Here is an 18073-nt window from a genome sequence, read left to right on the forward strand (position 1 = left end):
TTGCCGTCAAGGAGCATCACTGTTCGGCAGCGGGCCCGACAGCGACTTTCGCCGTGGCGTCCATAACAACGTAGATCCGGTTGTTATTGCTCTTCGGGTCGATCGGTATGACGAAGAACCCCTTCTTATGCTTGTTGTACCCAAGCGACATGCCGCGTATCACTTCGCCGTCCTTAAAATCCACTTTTATCTTGATCCCATGGTATGTCGTGCTTTCGCGCTGCTCGAAGCTCTTCTTCTCCTTGTAACTTTTGTTCCCCTCGAAGGTCTTTGTAAAAAAGACCGCCTTGAGATCGGCGACCTTGATATCCCTGACGTCTGACGCCTGTCCCTCGAGTGCGACATTCAGGTGGAAAAGAGGCCTTTCGGGAAGAAAATCATGCGTGAATCCCTTAAGGACCCTTCCATCTTTGAAATGGACCACAACGTTATTGCGTTCGCCAAGCATGCCGACAGCCTTTCGATGAGCCTGTGGAACCTGTCTTTCTCCACGCCATACCCCACCCGATATATCAATCTTTGAACAAAAAGATCACATGGCGTGAGGATAGTACAACCCATTCGAAAACCGCAACTGCTTTATGCGCCTTGTGACACCGGGAATAAATCTTCGCGGCAGATACTTACATTTCGGAACCAACTCATGTACTTTTCGTATTAAATTAATAAGCAGCTAATTAACCGTCACTCGGGAGGCCCCTGTTGAAAAAAACCATCCGTTATGCCGTGGCTGTACTAATCCTGACAACAGCTTTAGCCGCGATTCCACCCTTCGGACAAGCGTACGCGCTCAACGCGGGAAAGGGAAGTCAGGACGATCCTTTCAAGGTCCCCCATAGCGCCGCAAAGATGAAGATCGATGCTGTTCTCAATGAAGCGGCCTGGAAAGACGCTCTTGAACTGATGGTCAATACGGAGGTCGAGCCGGGCGAGAATATCCCCGCGCCGGTCGACATGAAAGTCTATCTCATCTACGATGAATCGAATCTCTACGTCGCGTTCGTGGCGCTCGATCCAGATCCTTCGCAGATACGGGCCCGTTACTGCGACCGCGACGACCTTTGGGACGACGACTGGGTGGCGATATTCATCGACACTTTCAACGACGGCAGGCGCGACTACGGATACCTCGGAAATCCGTTCGGCGTGCAATGCGATATGATCGAAAGCGAGATGGGAGGAAACAACGCGTGGGACGCGATCTGGGACTCGGCCGGACGGATAACAGCCGACGGCTATATTGTGGAAATGGCAATACCGTTCAACAGCCTCAGTTTCCAGCGCACAGACTTCGACCAGGTCTGGGGCCTCGACCTTGTCCGTTCATACCCCCGCGACGTGAGACATCACATAGGCCTCTGGGCGCGCGACAGGAATAACAACTGCTATATGTGCCAGGCTCAGAAGATATCGGGATTCGCCAGGGTCAACCCCGGCAACAACATCGAGATAGCACCGACTGTTTCGGGGATATTCGCCCAGGAACGAGAGGCTCATACTTCCGGTGATTTCATTGAGAAGGAAAAATCCTTCTCCCCCGGTATAACAGCCAGATGGGGCTTTACTCCCAGCATGACGCTCAGCGCGACTGGTAACCCCGATTTTTCACAGGTGGAATCTGACGCGATGCAGCTCGATATCAATACCCAGTTCGCTCTCGATTATTCGGAAAAACGCCCCTTCTTCCTCGAAGGCGCGGATTTTTTCAACACGCATATGCGGACTGTCCATACAAGAAACTTCAGCGATCCAGACTGGGGGATCAAGCTCACAGGCAAAGAGGGCCGCGGTGCTATAGGCTTTCTCGCAGTTCAGGATAAGATTACGAACCTTACCTTTCCCGCCCAGGAATTCTCCGACGGCACCTCTCTCGACCAGAAGTCTATCGGCACAGTCCTGAGATACAGGCGAGACGTAAGATCTTCTTCGAATATCGGGTTCCTCATATCAGACCGTGAAGGCAAGGACTATTACAACCGTGTCGGCGTGGTAGACGGGAAACTTAAATTCACCAAGACTGACCAGGTCGCTATCATGTTCATGGGTTCGAGCACGAGCTACCCGGAGCAGGTCGCCACTGATTTCGGACAGCCCGTGGAAACCCTTGAGGGTGGAGCTGGCGAGATATACTACCTCCACGGTACCCGCAGCCTCGACTGGTACTCGATCACCAGGGCTTTCAGCCCTCAGTTCCGTACCGATATAGGATTCTTTCCGCGTGTAGACTACATCTATACGGAGAATGGGTGGGGGTACACATGGAATAACGATCCAGATCACTGGTGGAACATGCTCAACTTTGGCGCCTGTCACGAGACTGAACATAATTTCTCAGGGCAGAGGCTTCTTACCGGTTATTCATGGTGGGCCAACTACCGCGGAAAGAAGCAGTCGATGATCGACCTTATCGGTTTCGGACGCGTGCAGAGATACGGGAGTGAGGATTTTTATCTCAAGGGGTTGCATTATACAATGGGGTTTTATCCATTCGGAGCGATGAGCATATACTTAAACGGCATCATACGCGAAGCGATCGATTACTCAAACGAGCGGGATGGCGTCCGTATGATGCTAAATCCTGTGATCGACTACAAGATAGGAAGACACCTCGCCCTCGGCATAGACCACACCTACGAGCTGTTCAACGTCGATGAGGGCCGCCTTTATGACGCTAATATCAGCCGGGTGAACATGGTGTACCAGTTCAACCGCAGGACATTTTTCAGGTGGATCGGCCAGTACAGGCACTACAAGAGGAATGCCGGTCTCTATATCGATGATGTCGACCAGGTCACGGAGAATTTCTTCAACCAGCTTCTTTTCTCGTACAAGATCAACCCGCAGACTGTGCTTTTCCTCGGATACTCTGACACCTTCTATGGAGGGCGTGAATATGTTCCGGATCACGACCCCAGAGAGATCGATCTCACGCAGACAGACCGTACTTTCTTCATGAAGATCGGATATGCATGGACTCAATAGGGATTTACGGATAAAATAGATTCCTGTCCAAAGGGTTTCAAAAACTTACAAAAAACAGGAGGTACGGTTATCCTGATCCGCCTCCTGCTTCCCGGCAGCCTGTCCCATCGATGAAGATAAGGCAAAACCCGGCCGCCGGACCTTCTTCTGCCCGGCGCCGGGTTCACCGACCCCTTCCCCCGGATCAAAAATCGTGATCTATCGAAGCAGGATCATCTTCTTCGTGCTGGTAAAGGCGCCCGCTTCAAGCCGGTAAAAATAGACGCCGCTTGCCACATGGTTACCCAGGCGGTCCTGGCCGTTCCACATTACCGATCTGTATCCGATCTCCTGCGTCTCGTCGACGAGGACAGCCACCTTCCTGCCTGCAACGTCATAGACGCTGAGCCTTACGTGGCAACGCTCGTCGAGAGCATACTGTATCCGGGTCGCCGGGTTGAACGGATTGGGATAGTTCTGGAAAAGAGCGCTCGCTGCCGGCAACTGGTCGTCGTCACCGGTAATGCTCTCCGAACCGGTAAAGCCCCAGACAGAGAACTCTGTCACGCCGCCGCAGAATACGGAATTTTCATCGACGTCGAAATATCCGTACTGGACCTGCCACTCCGTCTCCAATTCGTCATACCTGTAGGGATGAAGAAGCGATTCATCGGCGAGTCCGGAAGCGTCGAACTCCTCCTGATCATAGAAAAGCGTGATATCCGCTTCGAACGTCGCCCCGGAAGGATAGGGCGTGATCTCGTAATACCTGTGGACCCAGTTGCTGAATCTTGGAATGTGCGGCGGGATATCGTTCATGTGAGCGACGATCCTCAGGCTGTCGAGAGTCTCTGACGCGAAGTTGATCACGGCGAGGGTGTGCGGCCCGTAGATGAACGGTATATCTATCCCCGTGGTATTGATGGGAAGTGTCACGAAATAGGTATTCTGATTGAGGAGTATCGAGACATCCCCCGAAGAGTAGTTCATTACGGCTAGGTCGAGGTCCCTGTCACCGTCAAGATCAGCGGCAAAGATACCGTACGGTCCGCTGCCGGCAGAATAATCCGCCTGGTGAGTAAAGGTGCCCGAACCATCGTTAAGATAAAGGGTGGCATCGTGAGAAGAATTATTCGAGGTAGCAAGATCGAGATCGCCGTCGCCATCGAGGTCAGCGGCTGTGACCGCTGTGGGGCCGCTTCCGGTTGGAATGGTCACCTGTGGGGCGAATGATCCGTTTCCATTGTTAAAGAGGATCGAGAGATCATTGTCCGCGCGGTTTACCGCGACAAGATCAAGATCGCTGTCATCGTCGAGATCGGCCGAGACGATAAAGCTCGGCGCGTCGCCGACGGCGAGCGTCGCCGGAGAGCTTAGAACACCATGACCGTTATTAAACAGAAGCGAGACTGTGTCGGAGTTGTAATTCGTCACGGCGATATCGAGATCGCCGTCGCCATCGAGATCTGACGCGTCGATCGAACTAGGGTAGGTCCCCGAGGGATAAGCTGCCTGCGGTCCGAACGTTCCGTTACCGTTGTTATTCAGGACCGAGACATCGACAAGGTTCGCCGTCGCCAGATCGATATCTCCGTCGCCGTCGAGATCGGCGGCAAAGACCGCAACCGGATTATTGGCTGTCGAATATGTGGCATGCGAAGCGAAGGTGCCGTTTCCGTTATTGAGCAGGACGGAGACGTTGTCCGTCCCGGTGTTCGCTGTCACAAGATCTATATCTTCGTCTCCGTCAAGATCGGCGGCGAAGATGAAGACCGGATAATCGCCGACAGGATAGAGGACCTGCGTAGCGTACGTGCCGTCGCCGTCGCCGAGCAGGACCGAGACGTTATGGGAATTCCGGTTCGCCACAGCCAGATCGATGTCGCCGTCGCCATCGAGATCAGCCCCCTGGATCGATCTTGGGGCATTGTCCAGATCATAATTGGAATCGAGAGCGAAAATCGCTGAACCGCTGCCGGCTACGGCGGTGAAAGTCCATATATAGCTGCTTTCCATGAACGCGCCTTCGGACGATTTTACCCCGGCGGTAACGCATACAGTGACCACTTCTCCATCGTCGAAATCTTCAGCGGGATAGAACGTCGCCGTTTTTGAAGGGTTGTCATAACTGACAGTTCCCGCGTGCAGTCCCGTCGATCTTGAGTTTACGATGAATGTGCCGGCGTTTATGGTAGAACCGTCCATATCGATATCGAAAGTCGCGGTAATGTCCGTGCCGAGCGCGGCATTGAGTTCGTTTCTCGATGGCGTCGTCGAAACGACATGCGGCGGGTCGACGCTCATGAGCACCGAGACCTCCCATGAAGTATGATTCGCTGTCGCAAGATCGAGCTTACCATCGCCGTTGAAATCAGCGGCACAGACAGCAAGCGGCCCTGCCCCGGTAGCGCAGGTACGCTGCAGCGAAAAAGTGCCGTTTCCATAGTTCGGCAGAATGGAGACTCTCGATCCGAGATAACTCGCCGCCACGAGGTCCTGGTCGCCGTCGCCGTCAAGATCGCCGGCGCACACGAAACTCGGCCCGTTATAAACGGGATAGACCGCGTCAGTGGCGAAAGTGCCGTCTCCGTTGTTGGTCAGAACGGAGACGTTGTCATCTGTATGGTTCGCCGTAACTATTTCCAGGTCGCCGTCGCCGTCAAGATCCGCGATGCTGAGAGAATAGGCGTTGGTACCCACCCCGTATTCCGCGTGGGATCCGTAAGTGCCATCCCCGTTGTTTAAAATCACCGATACTTCGGCGGAGGTGTTACTCAGCGTGGCAATATCGATATCCCCGTCGCGATCGAGATCACCTGCTGAAATCGCCTTCGGATAGGCCGCTACCGCGTAAACTACCTGCGCGGCGAATGTGCCGTTTCCATTATTGATCAGGATCGAGACGTCATCTGAATATTCGTTAGGGACGGCGATATCGAGATGGCCGTCACCGTCGAAATCGGAGACAAAGACCGAACTCGGCCCGGTTCCCGCCCCGTAGGAGACCTGCGATCCGAAGGCACCGCTTCCATTGTTCTTAAGGATCGATACACTGTACGAGCCATAGTTGGCCACGGCGAGATCAAGGTCGCCGTCCTCGTCGAAATCGGCGGCGCTGGCGGCGCGGGGATTGATGCCGGTGGCGTATGCCGACTGCGAACCGAAGGTGCCGCCGCCGCTGTTGAGAAGGATCGAGATATCATTTGATGTCGAGTTCACCGACGCTAAATCGTCATAACCGTCGCCGTTCAGATCAGCGGCCATGACAAAGACGGGATACTCATCAACGCCGTAATTTACAGGGGTGGCGAAAATTCCCGAACCGCCTGCCGTCTCGATCGTGAACGACCAGACGTAACCGGCCAGGGGAAACCCTTCCGAAGACTCTATTCCACCTGTAAGCGAAACGGTAACGAGCTCTCCTTCTTCAAAGCCCTCGGCCGGATTGAATGTCGCCGTCTTCGTCATACTGCTGTAGGATATAGCCCCGGAATGCTTCCCTGACGATCTTCCGTTGACGACAAAGGTCGAAGCGTTGATCGTCGAGCCGTTCATATCGACATCGAAGGTCGCCGATATATCCGTGCCGGCGGTAACATTGAGCTCGTTCAACCCCGGCGATGTTGAAATTACGCGCGGGTCGTTCTCGTTCAGCAGTATCGTCACGTCATCGGAATCGCGGTTCACCATCATCAGATCCATGTCGCCGTCGCCATCGATATCGGCGATATATATATCGAGGGGATTGTAGCCGACTGGATAATCTGCACTGGAGGTCAGCGCCCCGGACCCGTTGTTTAAAAGGATCACTATCTCGTCGCCGCCAGAGGTCGCTGTCGTCAGGTCGAGATCCCCGTCGCTGTCGATATCAGCGGCGAAGACCCTGTCGGGAGTCGATGGCGTGGTAAATGTCGTGTAGGAAGGGCCGAACGTCCCGTCACCATTATTCATCATCACCGCCGGATCGGGATGAGTCGAATACCCGACGATCATATCAAGATACCCGTCCTCGTCCAGGTCGGCCATATAGATGTCGGACAGGTAATAATCGAAATCGTACTCGATCTTCGTCGCGAAGGTACCGTTTCCGTTGTTCTTCAGAACAGCGACGTATCCGGAAGTATAATGCGATATGGCAAGATCGAGATCGCCGTCGTTATCGACATCGGCGCCGAAGACCGTCGTAATGTTGGTCCCGCTGTGGTACCAGACCTGCGAAGCGAAGGTGCCGTTGCCGTTGTTAAGCAGGACCGAGACGCCGTTACCTGTCCAGGTCCCCACCACGAGATCGTTATACCCGTCTCCGTTGAAATCGGCGATGAATATGCTGTTACCATAACTGGGAAGGGTGTAATTGACCGCGGTGGCGAAGGTGCCGTTTCCGTTGTTCATCAGGACCGAAGCGTTAATACCACCGTAATTGGCGGTCGCGATGTCGAGATCGCCGTCGTTGTCGAGGTCGGCGGCGAAAAGAGCTTTTGGATATGAACCGACGGCGTATGTCACCTGGTCGGCAAAAGTATCGTCGCCGTTATTTATCAGGACCGAGATATTGTCATCGTTATAATTCGTAGTCGCGATATCGAGATCGCCGTCGTTGTCAAAATCGGCAGCAAAAAGTTGAGTGGGATTATCCCCCACATCGAGACTTGTAGTGGCCTGGAAAGTGCCACGGCATTCTCCAGTCGCCGTAGTAAAAGACCAGACGAATTCATCCGCCATCGGGATGCCGACAGACGACTGTATCGTGGCGGCTAGGGAGACAGTCACCACTTCTCCCTCGATAAAGTCGGAGGCGGGATCGAAGGTCGCCGTCCTTGTCGAACCGTTATAGGTGATCGTCCCGGCATGCTTTCCCGTCGATCTCGCGTGGACGACGAATGAATTGCTGTTGATGGTCGAAGCGTTCATATCGATATCGAACGTCACCGATATATCACTGAAGACCATCGCGTTCAGGGCGTTCTGGCCAGGCACGACCGAAACGACGTTCGGCGCGGGCTGGGCGAGGACACCTGTGGAAACAACCATCATCAATACAATTAACAGAACGGCAACCTTTTTCATGACACTCCTCCTCGTCGTGGTTCAAGTACTGACGATATATATGACAAACGTGGAAGGTGAAAATCACAGGGAATCATTTGAGGATGAATTATTTTTGAGATTTTTTGTGAGGCACGGGTCCAAGCGCGGCAGGTGGCGAAATGGCGATCTCATCGCCATGGTCGAGAGCTTTTACCATCCAGAGAAGTTTCTCCGGCGCTCCGGAAGGAACCATCGAGTGCTCCAGAAGAAAAGTCACACCAGGTATTGCTTCGAAACAGGTTATCTCCGACAGATCGGCGTTGTAGAGGCATACCTTGTAGCTGTCAGCGCCACGCTGAGGCGACCAGGCAAGCAGAAGGCTCCCGTCCTCCATGGCGACCGGTTCGGCCAGCTCGAGGCGGCTCCCCTGCTCTTCTTCTGTCGATATGCCCCTGAGGACAGGCTGCCGACTCGTCCAGGGAGACCACCACACCAGTCCGCCGGCTATCACCACCAGGGCAGCGGTCATCCAGACAGGCCTCGCGAAGAGAGCGCCCGCCACTGCCGCGAGAAATCCACGGTCCGGGGAAGACTCCTCCTCGATGAACCTGCCCGAAACGATATCTTCATCCAGGTCTTCACCGGAAGTCTCTACGGCATCGCCTTCCGACATAGCGCCCGAAGAGACGGGATTTATATTAGAACGGATAAAGGCGCCAAGACGCTCTTCGGCCCCGGCCGGATCAGATCCCTCGGCCGGTTCCGCTTTCATAAAAGCCTGGTAAGCTACCAGGATCGAAGCGCACCGGGGACACTCGCCGAGGTGGAGGCGCCTCGGATCGTCATCAGGCAGTTCCAGAACCGATGCTATCATTTCTATATCAACGCATTTTCCAGCCATTACTTCATCCCTCCTCCAGCACGGCCCTGAGTTTCCTCCGCGCTGTCTGCAGCATCCCCCTCGCCCCCGAACTGGTCTCTATGCCAAGAAGCTTCGTTATTTCATCTACAGGCAACCGCTCATAGCATCTAAGCCAGATCGCCTTCTTTTCCATCGGCTCGAGCGCCGTATTCAGGAGGCTGAGGACCCGCGCTTCTCCCTCGCGCTCCTCCAGCTCCCTGTCCGGCCCGGCAAACCTTCCGGGAAGGTGCTCTACATCGAGTCCCTCCCCGTCGCCCAGGAGATCGACTCGCCGAACCTCGTTAAGACACCGGTTCCTCGTGATCGAAAAGAGCCAGGAAGAAAACTTCGATTTTCCCGCGAAGGAATCGAGCCCTTCAATCGCGCGCAGAAAAACGTCCTGACTTAAATCCAGCGCCTTCTCGTGGTCGCTGACGTACCTGAAGCACCACAGGTAGACAGCCTTCTGGTATCTTCCCAGCAGTTCGGCCGTTGCATCACCTCCCCGGCCTTTGTCGCGGCCGGATCTGGCGAGACCGACCAGTTCAGAGTCAGTCAGTCCACCGTATTCTTCTTCATTAGACATCTCAGATTCAGTAAATCACATTTTCCCGTTAGATTTCATGATATTTTTTCGTTTTGCCGCCGCGATGGCGATCGCGAACCCCGCCACAAGAACCATTAAAAGAACGATATATTGTAAATACCTAATCACTCCCTTCTCTTCGAGATCGACAGTGATATTCCCGTTCCCGATGACTACAAAGCCTGCCCAGTAAAAAGGGGGCTCCGTCTTTTTTCTGCCGCGGACAGTCATTTGCGAGCGCTGAAGAGCTGCGGCGACAGTCTTTCCCTTTGCCAGTTCCTTGTAGAACTCTCTCATCAGATCGGCGGTCGCGGCATCATCGACAGGCCAGAGAGTCGCCACGACGGCAGAGGCGCCGGAGCTAATAAAAGCCGCCGGTAGGCCGAACATCCCTTCACCGACAGCGATCTTCCCCCTCGCCGATTCGCATCCGGAGAGGACCACGAGACGGGCCGGTATACTTCCACCGGCAATATCCCCCGCTCTGAGATATGTGTCAGGTTCGAATTCAAGCGTCGAAGTTTCGTTGTCATTTTCCGGTCCCAGGAGAAACCCCGAGTGCCAGATCTTCTCATCATCTATCTTCACGTGAGTCGCGATATGTATCACTTCTGTAGAATTATCCATATCGAAGAATTCTTTTTCCCCTCCATCGAAAATGTCGACACCGGCAATCCTGCCGCGCAGAAAGTCGACTTCCTCTTCGGCACCTTTCAATCTCGCTCCGCCTCCAGGAGCGACAGCAAGTATCCGGGCCGGGGTGTCAATTTTCTTGCCGGTGCCGGATCTCACCCTCAGCCACTTGAGCATCGTAGCTGAGGGGATCTGCTGGTTCTCCTTTGACTCGCAAAGCTGCCGCTCTTCGCTTTCGGGATCGCCTGGATCGGAAATAATGAGTGCGCCAAACGGAACAGAGCTGAAGTAATTATCGGGCGCGATCAGGAGGCGCCTGGCTCCTCGTACAAGATCACCGACCTGGCCCAGTATCAGGTCGCCGAACTGCCGGTTCATACCGGCAAGATCGATCTCAGCTTCCCCCCGATCGCCGCTTTGCGGCCTCTTACTCACAGCTTCGCGGTAAAGACCGACCCTCGCGGCGAAATCGGATTTCCTGCCGGGAAGAACAGCCATCCTAACAGCTTTGGCCGTTACGGCGAAGAGGTACGACTCACGATCACCGACTACAAAATCGAGGAAGAGCTCACCCGGGCCAAGGACTTCATGTCGCAGTTCAGAGAGGGAGATCGGAGATATTTTCGAAAGATCAGATTGAGGGCCATCCTGCCGCCGAGGCTCTGTCAACCTCTCAGTGAGGGTTCTCGCCTTGTATCGTTGAAATATGTTGAACATCTCTTCCACACGCTCTGCTTCAAGCCGATCTGGCGGATACTCAAGGACGATTCCCGCGCAGCTTACAGTGCTCCAGTTCCCTGTTTGCACTTCCCTCCACTCGTGTGAGCCGGTCATTTCACGCCTTTCGTCGATCAGGTCAAGGGCGCGATGGAACCATTCGTAAGCTTCGGCTGGCCTGCCCGCCGCGCGGAGAGACGCGCTCAGCTCAAAAGCCGCCTCAAGCTTCTGCTGAATATCGGCGGCTTGACCGATCTGTCTTTCCATCTTCTCCAGCCTGGCGAGCGCTTCTCCGGGTCGGCCTTCCCGGCGGATGTATCCGGCGAGCATGATATTCATTTTCGTTTCGTACTCTTCGACGTACGGCGACGCGAGCCCAACCTCGAGGACTTCGATTGCGGCGGCAGTACTGTCCATTCGATTCAAAGCATCAGCCAGCCCCGTGACCGCTTCGAACCTCTGCTTGTTATTCAGCATGCTTCCCATTCCAAGGACCTGCCGGTAAAGCCGGGCCGCGGCGTTCATTCTTTTTTGAAGAACGCGTACCTCGCCGAGCCTGTTTCTCACTGTTCCGAGAAGGTCCAGATAATTCAATTCTTCGCAGGTCGTGATCGCCGATGAAAGGATATCTGCCGCATCTTCGTAATTTCCCAGGTAGGTCATCGCCAGGGCGGTGTTCGAGGCTGGTGTTATCATACCGCGCGCGTTCCCCATTGCTTCACTCAACTCAGTCGCCCTCTGGTAGTACTGGACGGCGAGGCTCATATCGCCGTAGACGTACTCGAGGGTCCCGAGGTTGTTGACAGCATGCGACTCCTGGACGAGGTCACCGAGTTCCCTGGCGGCTACAAGGACTTTCTGGTAACAATCCCTCGCCGATTCTTCATTCTGCATCGTGTTATATACCCTGCCGAGACCTATCATCGGGGTGAGACCGGCCTGTTTCATCCCTTCAGCGGTGAAGATCTCCGTCGCGAGAGTATATTCTTCGCGCGCCTGATCGAGCTTCCCCTGCTGGAGATAGACGTATCCGAGAGCCGTTCGGGCCCACGCCTCACCCGGTCGGTTACCGGTCAGTCTCGAAAGGGAGAGTTTCTTCAGGCTGAGTTCCACGCACTCGTCGTAGCGCCCCTGCCAGGTCACGGCGAAAGCCTTGAACCCGAGAGCCTCCGCCCAGTTCAGCGTGTCTGCGCATGCCTCTGAGATACGGATCGCCAGATCAAGCGACGCCATTCCATCGACGTACTTTCTCGCCGAAAGCTCCGCCCTGCCGCGTATGAGAATGAGCCTGCCGATCGCCATGGAATCATCCTCAGCTTGCGCCTGGTCGAGAACGAGCGGCACGAGCGATAGTACCGAATCGAAATTACCTGCCGAAAAAAGGGAATCTAGCACCGCGCGCTGATCACTGATCGACGCATTGCTTTGCTCGTCAAAATCATCCTGCCCCGATACAGATACGCCAGGCGCAAGGATCAGGCAGACTGCTGAAACAGCAGCGGCGAACAAAACCGCAAAGAGTCTGCTGGCAGATGGATATCGTGATAAAGCCATATCACGATTTTATCATAAATTACAGGCCTTTGCACGGGGAAACCATGGGACTCCAATCCTCTCGTTCGGAACATGAGAATCTTGATTCGACAAGTTGGTTTTCATTCGATAGTTCATTTTCCCGGCATTAATAACTTCTTGATGATTTATTGAGGATTCCAGGTATTCATTTCCATCAAGTTGGATCGACTCAATATACATTCGCTCCGAACTATAATTATTCACCTCTACTACAAACTCCCTCCCATCGCCCAGATCGATCTTCGCTCCTGCAATACATGGTGTGCCGATGATATATTCTGCTGAACCGGGGCAGACGGGGTAGAAGCCGAGGCAGCTGAGGATATACCAGGCGGACATCTGGCCGCAGTCGTCGTTGCCGCAGAGACCGTCCGGGACGGGGCGGTACATTGTGTTGACTATCTCGTGAACACGCTGCTGCGTTTTTTCAGGGGCGCCGACGTATGAACAGAGATATGCGATGTGGTGGCTCGGTTCGTTCCCGTGCACGTAATTGCCGATTATCCCGACCCTGGCGACATCTTCGCTGTGGGCGATATCATCGTCGGAGACTTTCATCACAAAGAGTGAATCGAGCCATTCGATCATGCGGGCTGGGCCGCCGACCAACTCTATCAATCCCGGAACATCATGCGGAACATAAAGCGAGTAGTTCCAGGCGTTACCTTCGATATATCCCTGCCCCGCTACGCTTAGCGGGTCGAAAGGTTCTTTCCATGAGCCGTCGGAGTTTCTTGCCCGGATGAATCCGGTCTCCTTGTCAAAGATATTTCTGTAATTCTGAGAGCGCTGGCGGAATTCCCTGGCTATCTCCTTCCTGCCAAGCGACTCCGCGAGCTGAGAGATGCACCAGTCGTCGTATGCATATTCGAGGGTCTTCGATGCCGAGTTGCTGCTTATATCCTCGGGGACATAACCGTACTTTCTGTACGCTTCGATGCCGTCGTAGGCGCCGAAGTTTGCCGACCTGACGCAGGCGGCAAGGGCGCGCTCGCCGTCGAAACCACGAATCCCTTTTATCCAGGCGTCTGCGATAACAGAGACGGCATGATATCCGATCATGCACCAGTTCTCGTCGCCATGATGCGACCATACAGGAAGGGCGCCGTGAACGCTCTGCTCGCTGTGGGCAAGTATCGACTTAACCATATCGGTCGTTCTCTCAGGTTCTATGATGGTAAGCAGTGGATGCAGCGCCCTGTAGGTGTCCCAGAGCGAGAAGATACTGTAATTTGTAAAGCCAGGGTCGCGGTGGATCTCCTGATCGAGGCCGCGGTAACTGCCATCGACATCGCAGAAGACGACCGGCGACATGCATGCATGATAAAGAGCGGTGTAGAAATTGATCTTTCGATCGCGATCTGCATCGATCCGGATCTTCGAAAGCTGCTTGTCCCAGGCGGCGCGGGCCTCGCTTCGAACGCGGGCAAAATTGAAATGAGGGAGTTCGGCGCAAAGATTCTTCAGGGCGCCGGCGGAGCTTACCGGCGAAAGGGCGAATTTCACGAGGATCTCATCGCCATCCTCGATCTCAAAATCGAAATGGGCCTTTATAGCGCGACCGGCTCGTTCGGGGAAGTTGTCGTCCTCATCGAACTTTCTCCACCATCCGTTGTAGACAATATCTTCCCCATTGTGGAGCCCGTACGAACTGATCGGCTTTGATAAGACCATCGCGAAGAAAAGGGTCCTTGTCCTTGCCCACCCTCTGGTCTGCCTCATCCCTGTCACAAGGGTATCGTTCTCGACGCGGATCGACGACCAGATGACTTTGCCGTCATAGTTGTAGATGCCGTGCGTCAGGTCGAGAATTATATGGGCAACTGAATCTTCACCATCCCCTCTCTCCTTGCCGGTACCCGCGCCAGTAAATCTATACTTGTGAAAACCTACCCTCGTAGAAGCAGTCAGTTCGACATCTATCCCGTAATCATCAAGGGTGACTGCGTAGTATCCCGGGCTTCCCGTCTCTGTCTCCTTGGTGTAGCTAGAGCGGTAGCCGGAGCCGGGGTCGCCGGCAGTGCCGGGATTCAGGTGAAGGGGGCCGGTCGTCGGCATCAGCAGAAAGTCGCCGAGGTCGGAATGGCCGGTCCCGTTAAAATGTGTATGGCTGAATCCGACGATGGTCGGATCGTCATACTGATACCCGGCGCAATACCTGTAGACATCGGGGTTGTATCCATCCCCATAGGTGAATAGAAGAGTGTCGGTGTCAGGGCTCAGCTGCACCATCCCGAACGGCACAGTCGCGCCAGGAAAGGTGTGACCCATATCGCGCGTACCGATGAAAGGATTCACATATGAGCAGAGGTCCTTTTTCTCGATGGTGGGAAGATCCGGAGCCGATTCGACAGCATTACTATATGCATCTCCGTTATTAATTATAATCGTTATCAGCACGGCAATAGCCAATCGAAGAATTTTCATTTATAAACCCCTTTATATCTCACCTGGTTTTTGGCGGCGGCGAATATCCGCCACGAACCTGCTCATCGTACAACTTTTACCCGGCAGGTACAAGACCGGGGTCCGGCCCGTCCCGTGCATCTTGATTCAACGAGATAGATGTATTATATTTAATAGGAAGAACGATCCGCCACAGCCACTTCCAATATCGACCAGTCACCATCCTCTGATTCTGCCAACCTGTACCTGCAAGACGCGTTGCTCCATCTGCTCGTTTCCACGCGAGCATAGCCTGTGGTAAGGAGGTGTCCGATGCAGCGGCTGCTTGTAGTAGAAGCCGGTATGCTTGCCGCGTGTTTCTGGCCGGGTGCGGCGCGACCGGGCTGAACGAATGCCAGATCGAAGAGGAACTGGAGATCTCTGTAAATGCCGCCTCACTTGAGTGCTACAGCCACAGCGTTCTTCGTGGAAAGGGATCGATCCGGATCGAATGGACCCTCTCAAAGAGCACCGCGGGAGCGGTCTTTTCCGTCCAGCGCGCCCCGGCTTCGAGAAGATGTTTCAGGGAGATCAGGCAGATCGAAGCAGGCCCGGAAGATCTGACCTTCATATATCTCGATATGAGCTGCCAGCCTGGAAAAACATATCGCTACCGAGTCGTATATCGTCCTTTATTCGGAAAATCATGCATCCTATTCGAGACTGGAGAGTATCTGGCAGTCGCTGTTCCGACGATCCTGCATCCGAACCACCCCAATCCTTTCAGCACCGTCACAGAACTGCGATTCTCACTCGGCGAAACGGTGGAGACCTCCATCGCCATTTACGACGTGGGGGGAAAACTGGTGCGTCTCATTGTGAATTCCATTCTCGAACCAGGATCGTACCTTGCCGCCTGGAACGGGCGCGACGACACAGGCCGGCCGGTGGCCGCAGGAGTCTACTTCTGCTACCTCCGGGCAGGCAAGGCGACCCTTTCGAGGAAATTAATCCTTATCCGGTAGCTGGAAATATGTTATAATGATCATATTCTACATGGGGAAATAGTACGCCTCGAAGCGAAACCAGGAGTTGATCAAAACAGAAATAGATCTCAAGAAAAATCTCAATGATACTTTTTAAACACGATACGACCCACTGGGGAGAGATCATGAAAAACACCATATTGCTTGCTTTAATCTGTCTGATTGTTCTGTCCGTATCGATCGCCGCTGAACCGGTGATCGTTGAAGAAGACTGGACGCTGATCCGTACAATTTCGTTCGATAATCCGATCGCGGCACATTTCAATCCCATGGACGGCTGCATATACGCGGCCCGGCGTAATTCCGACGCCGATGGACTGTATCGTATAGACGCGGCGGGATACACAGTCCAGATCGCGAGCATGGCCTATCTTGCCGGCGTGGTTGTAGACTCTCAGACGGGGAACATCTTCTTTTCCGAGAGTTACTATGGCTTTATCTACCGCTCGCCCTTTGGTACGATAAGCCATCAGACCTGGGTTGGCGGCTTTCATACCGGAGATGACGACCCGATGGGTCTGGCGATCGCGCCGATGAATTACTCGGGCGACGTTCTCTCGCCTGGTGAAGCTCTGGTAGTCGACGGTGGATATGGCGGCCCCGATGAGATATGGCTATGGTCCCCTGCCTCGTCCGAGGGAGAGGTCCTGCTGCATGCCGACGACGAGACTCTTGTGGATGCGGTGGATATAGCGATTGGAGATTCAACGGTCCACCTCGTTGACACCGGCGAGACTGCACCAGGCGTGGTCTACCTTGTCACAAGCGGGGGCGTTCTGACCCCTCTTTCGACATCCCAGCCTCTGGCCGATCCTTGCGGTATTACGTACGACCCGGAAAATGGCGACCTGCTGGTCCTGGACCAGGGCGATGACCGGGTGGTACGGATCGACCCGTTAACAGGCGATGCAAGCATCGTGTTCACGGGTATCACCGCGGACTTCGGCTGGGCCGGGATAGATATCACATCAGACGGACGACAGATGGCAGTCTCCGCCTATGACGATGACGCGATCTATCTTTTCGCCCGCTGCGACGCGAGCTCTCACCCCGAGTTCGATTGCGACGGCAACGGTATCTATGACGGCTGCGATATCGCCGGTGGGGCTTCCGACTGCAATCGCAACGGACTTCCGGATGAATGCGACCTTGTGGATAACGACTGCAATCTAGACGGCATCCCGGATGATTGCCCCAATTGCCCTCCGGTCGAGATCATATTTATCCTGGACACTTCAACCTCCATGGACGACGAAGCGGCTGTTCTCTGCAACAACATGAGCCATGTAATTACAATTCTCGAGGGTGTCGATCTCGATGTAATGCCCCTCTTGCTTGGAATCTGCGACCTGCCAGGCGGAGCGTACAGCTGCCTGGAAGACCACATAACCAACCTGCTCGGCACCACAGTTCCAGGATCACCACCACCCGGCCTGGAATTGCTTGGTGACTGCACCGGTTATCTGGAAGGGTGTCAGGAAGACTGGGGGCTTGCGGCCGCTGTTGTCTCCGGCTCTTATTCCTGGCTGCCCGAGGGAGAATCGGTACGATTGATCATTCCAGTCGCCGATGAAGGCCCCGGCTGCGGCGACCCGGTCGACTCTTTCGATGAGGCGACTATAGCTCACGCGATCTCCGTAGCGCAATCTGCCGGCGTCATCGTCTCTCCGATCACCGGGACCGGCTCTTCAACCACCGTAAAATCATTGGCCCAGGCTCTCGCCGATTCTACCGGCGGCATGCATTTCAACTCGACCGAACCGGCGCTTGACATCGCCGACGCTATAGTCGATCTCGTATTGACCGCCTGCTCGAGTTACACCGACTGTAACGGAAATGGCATCCTTGACGAATGCGATATCACAAGCGGTACAAGCGAAGATGATAACAGCAACGGCATACCGGACGAGTGCGAGGATATAACAGACGTGGGCCCGTTGCCAGAAAGCAAGGTTTTGCTGCTGGAACAGAACAGGCCCAACCCGTTCAACCCTTCGACTACTATCTCGTTTATACTTCCACATGACTCGCATGTTGAACTGACGATATTCACCCCTGGCGGCCGGCGCGTGGCCACGATCGCGAGTCGGTGGTTCGCCGCGGGCCGAAATGAAGTCTTCTGGAACGGCCTCGATGACGCTGGCAAACCGGTCGCTTCAGGCGTCTACTTCTACCGTCTTGAAGCAGGCGAATTATCACAGACGAAGAAGATGGTGCTGCTTCGCTGATATGGATCCGGCT

At 54.5% G+C, this 18073-nt stretch carries 9 protein-coding genes; 3 read left to right on the forward strand and 6 right to left on the reverse strand.

What is annotated here, in order from left to right; translation table 11 throughout:
- Positions 1-16: 16 nt before the first annotated feature.
- Entirely contained in the window at positions 17-448 is a 432-nt protein-coding gene (locus JW814_01730) for a hypothetical protein (GenBank protein ID MBN2070149.1), read from the reverse strand.
- A gap of 254 nt (positions 449-702) precedes the next feature.
- Here JW814_01730 and JW814_01735 point away from each other — a divergent pair, with 254 nt between their 5' ends.
- Positions 703-2982, forward strand: a complete 2280-nt coding sequence (locus tag JW814_01735; GenBank protein ID MBN2070150.1) for a carbohydrate binding family 9 domain-containing protein — start codon at positions 703-705, stop codon at positions 2980-2982.
- Positions 2983-3180: 198 nt separating this feature from the next.
- Here the strand turns inward: JW814_01735 and JW814_01740 are convergent, their stop codons facing one another.
- From JW814_01740 to JW814_01760, 5 genes are all read right to left on the reverse strand, one after another.
- Positions 3181-8028 carry a VCBS repeat-containing protein gene (locus tag JW814_01740; protein MBN2070151.1) on the reverse strand — a complete coding sequence of 1616 codons (4848 nt, stop codon included), beginning with the start codon at positions 8026-8028 and terminating at the stop codon, positions 3181-3183.
- Positions 8029-8116: 88 nt separating this feature from the next.
- Complete coding sequence (locus JW814_01745; protein MBN2070152.1) at positions 8117-8890, reverse strand: hypothetical protein; 774 nt, start codon at positions 8888-8890, stop codon at positions 8117-8119.
- 4 nt (positions 8891-8894) lie between these two features.
- Positions 8895-9476 (reverse strand): sigma-70 family RNA polymerase sigma factor, encoded by a 582-nt coding sequence (locus tag JW814_01750; GenBank protein MBN2070153.1) that lies wholly within the window; start codon positions 9474-9476, stop codon positions 8895-8897.
- A gap of 15 nt (positions 9477-9491) precedes the next feature.
- On the reverse strand, positions 9492-12380 hold the full coding sequence (locus tag JW814_01755) for a tetratricopeptide repeat protein (protein ID MBN2070154.1): 2889 nt from the start codon (positions 12378-12380) through the stop codon (positions 9492-9494).
- A gap of 12 nt (positions 12381-12392) precedes the next feature.
- Positions 12393-14828, reverse strand: coding sequence for a GH92 family glycosyl hydrolase (locus tag JW814_01760; protein MBN2070155.1), 2436 nt, complete (start codon positions 14826-14828; stop codon positions 12393-12395).
- Positions 14829-15112: 284 nt separating this feature from the next.
- Between JW814_01760 and JW814_01765 the strand changes: the two genes are divergently transcribed.
- Both JW814_01765 and JW814_01770 read left to right on the forward strand, forming a co-directional pair.
- Positions 15113-15811, forward strand: a complete 699-nt coding sequence (locus tag JW814_01765) for a T9SS type A sorting domain-containing protein (GenBank protein ID MBN2070156.1) — start codon at positions 15113-15115, stop codon at positions 15809-15811.
- Positions 15812-15915: 104 nt separating this feature from the next.
- Positions 15916-18060: a hypothetical protein gene (locus JW814_01770; GenBank protein MBN2070157.1), complete on the forward strand. Its 2145-nt coding sequence runs from the start codon at positions 15916-15918 to the stop codon at positions 18058-18060.
- Positions 18061-18073 lie beyond the last annotated feature (13 nt).

This window comes from Candidatus Krumholzibacteriota bacterium (assembly GCA_016932415.1).
Classification (GTDB): domain Bacteria; phylum Krumholzibacteriota; class Krumholzibacteriia; order Krumholzibacteriales; family Krumholzibacteriaceae; genus Krumholzibacterium.

What these genes read in the sequence shown, in the direction of transcription:
- JW814_01730 (MBN2070149.1), bottom strand. Translation starts at nt 448, where the DNA reads ATGCTTGGCGAACGCAATAACGTTGTGGTCCATTTCAAAGATGGAAGG.
- JW814_01740 (MBN2070151.1), bottom strand. Translation starts at nt 8,028, where the DNA reads ATGAAAAAGGTTGCCGTTCTGTTAATTGTATTGATGATGGTTGTTTCC.
- JW814_01745 (MBN2070152.1), bottom strand. Translation starts at nt 8,890, where the DNA reads ATGGCTGGAAAATGCGTTGATATAGAAATGATAGCATCGGTTCTGGAA.
- JW814_01750 (MBN2070153.1), bottom strand. Translation starts at nt 9,476, where the DNA reads ATGTCTAATGAAGAAGAATACGGTGGACTGACTGACTCTGAACTGGTC.
- JW814_01755 (MBN2070154.1), bottom strand. Translation starts at nt 12,380, where the DNA reads ATGGCTTTATCACGATATCCATCTGCCAGCAGACTCTTTGCGGTTTTG.
- JW814_01760 (MBN2070155.1), bottom strand. Translation starts at nt 14,828, where the DNA reads ATGAAAATTCTTCGATTGGCTATTGCCGTGCTGATAACGATTATAATT.
- JW814_01770 (MBN2070157.1), top strand. Translation starts at nt 15,916, where the DNA reads ATGATACTTTTTAAACACGATACGACCCACTGGGGAGAGATCATGAAA.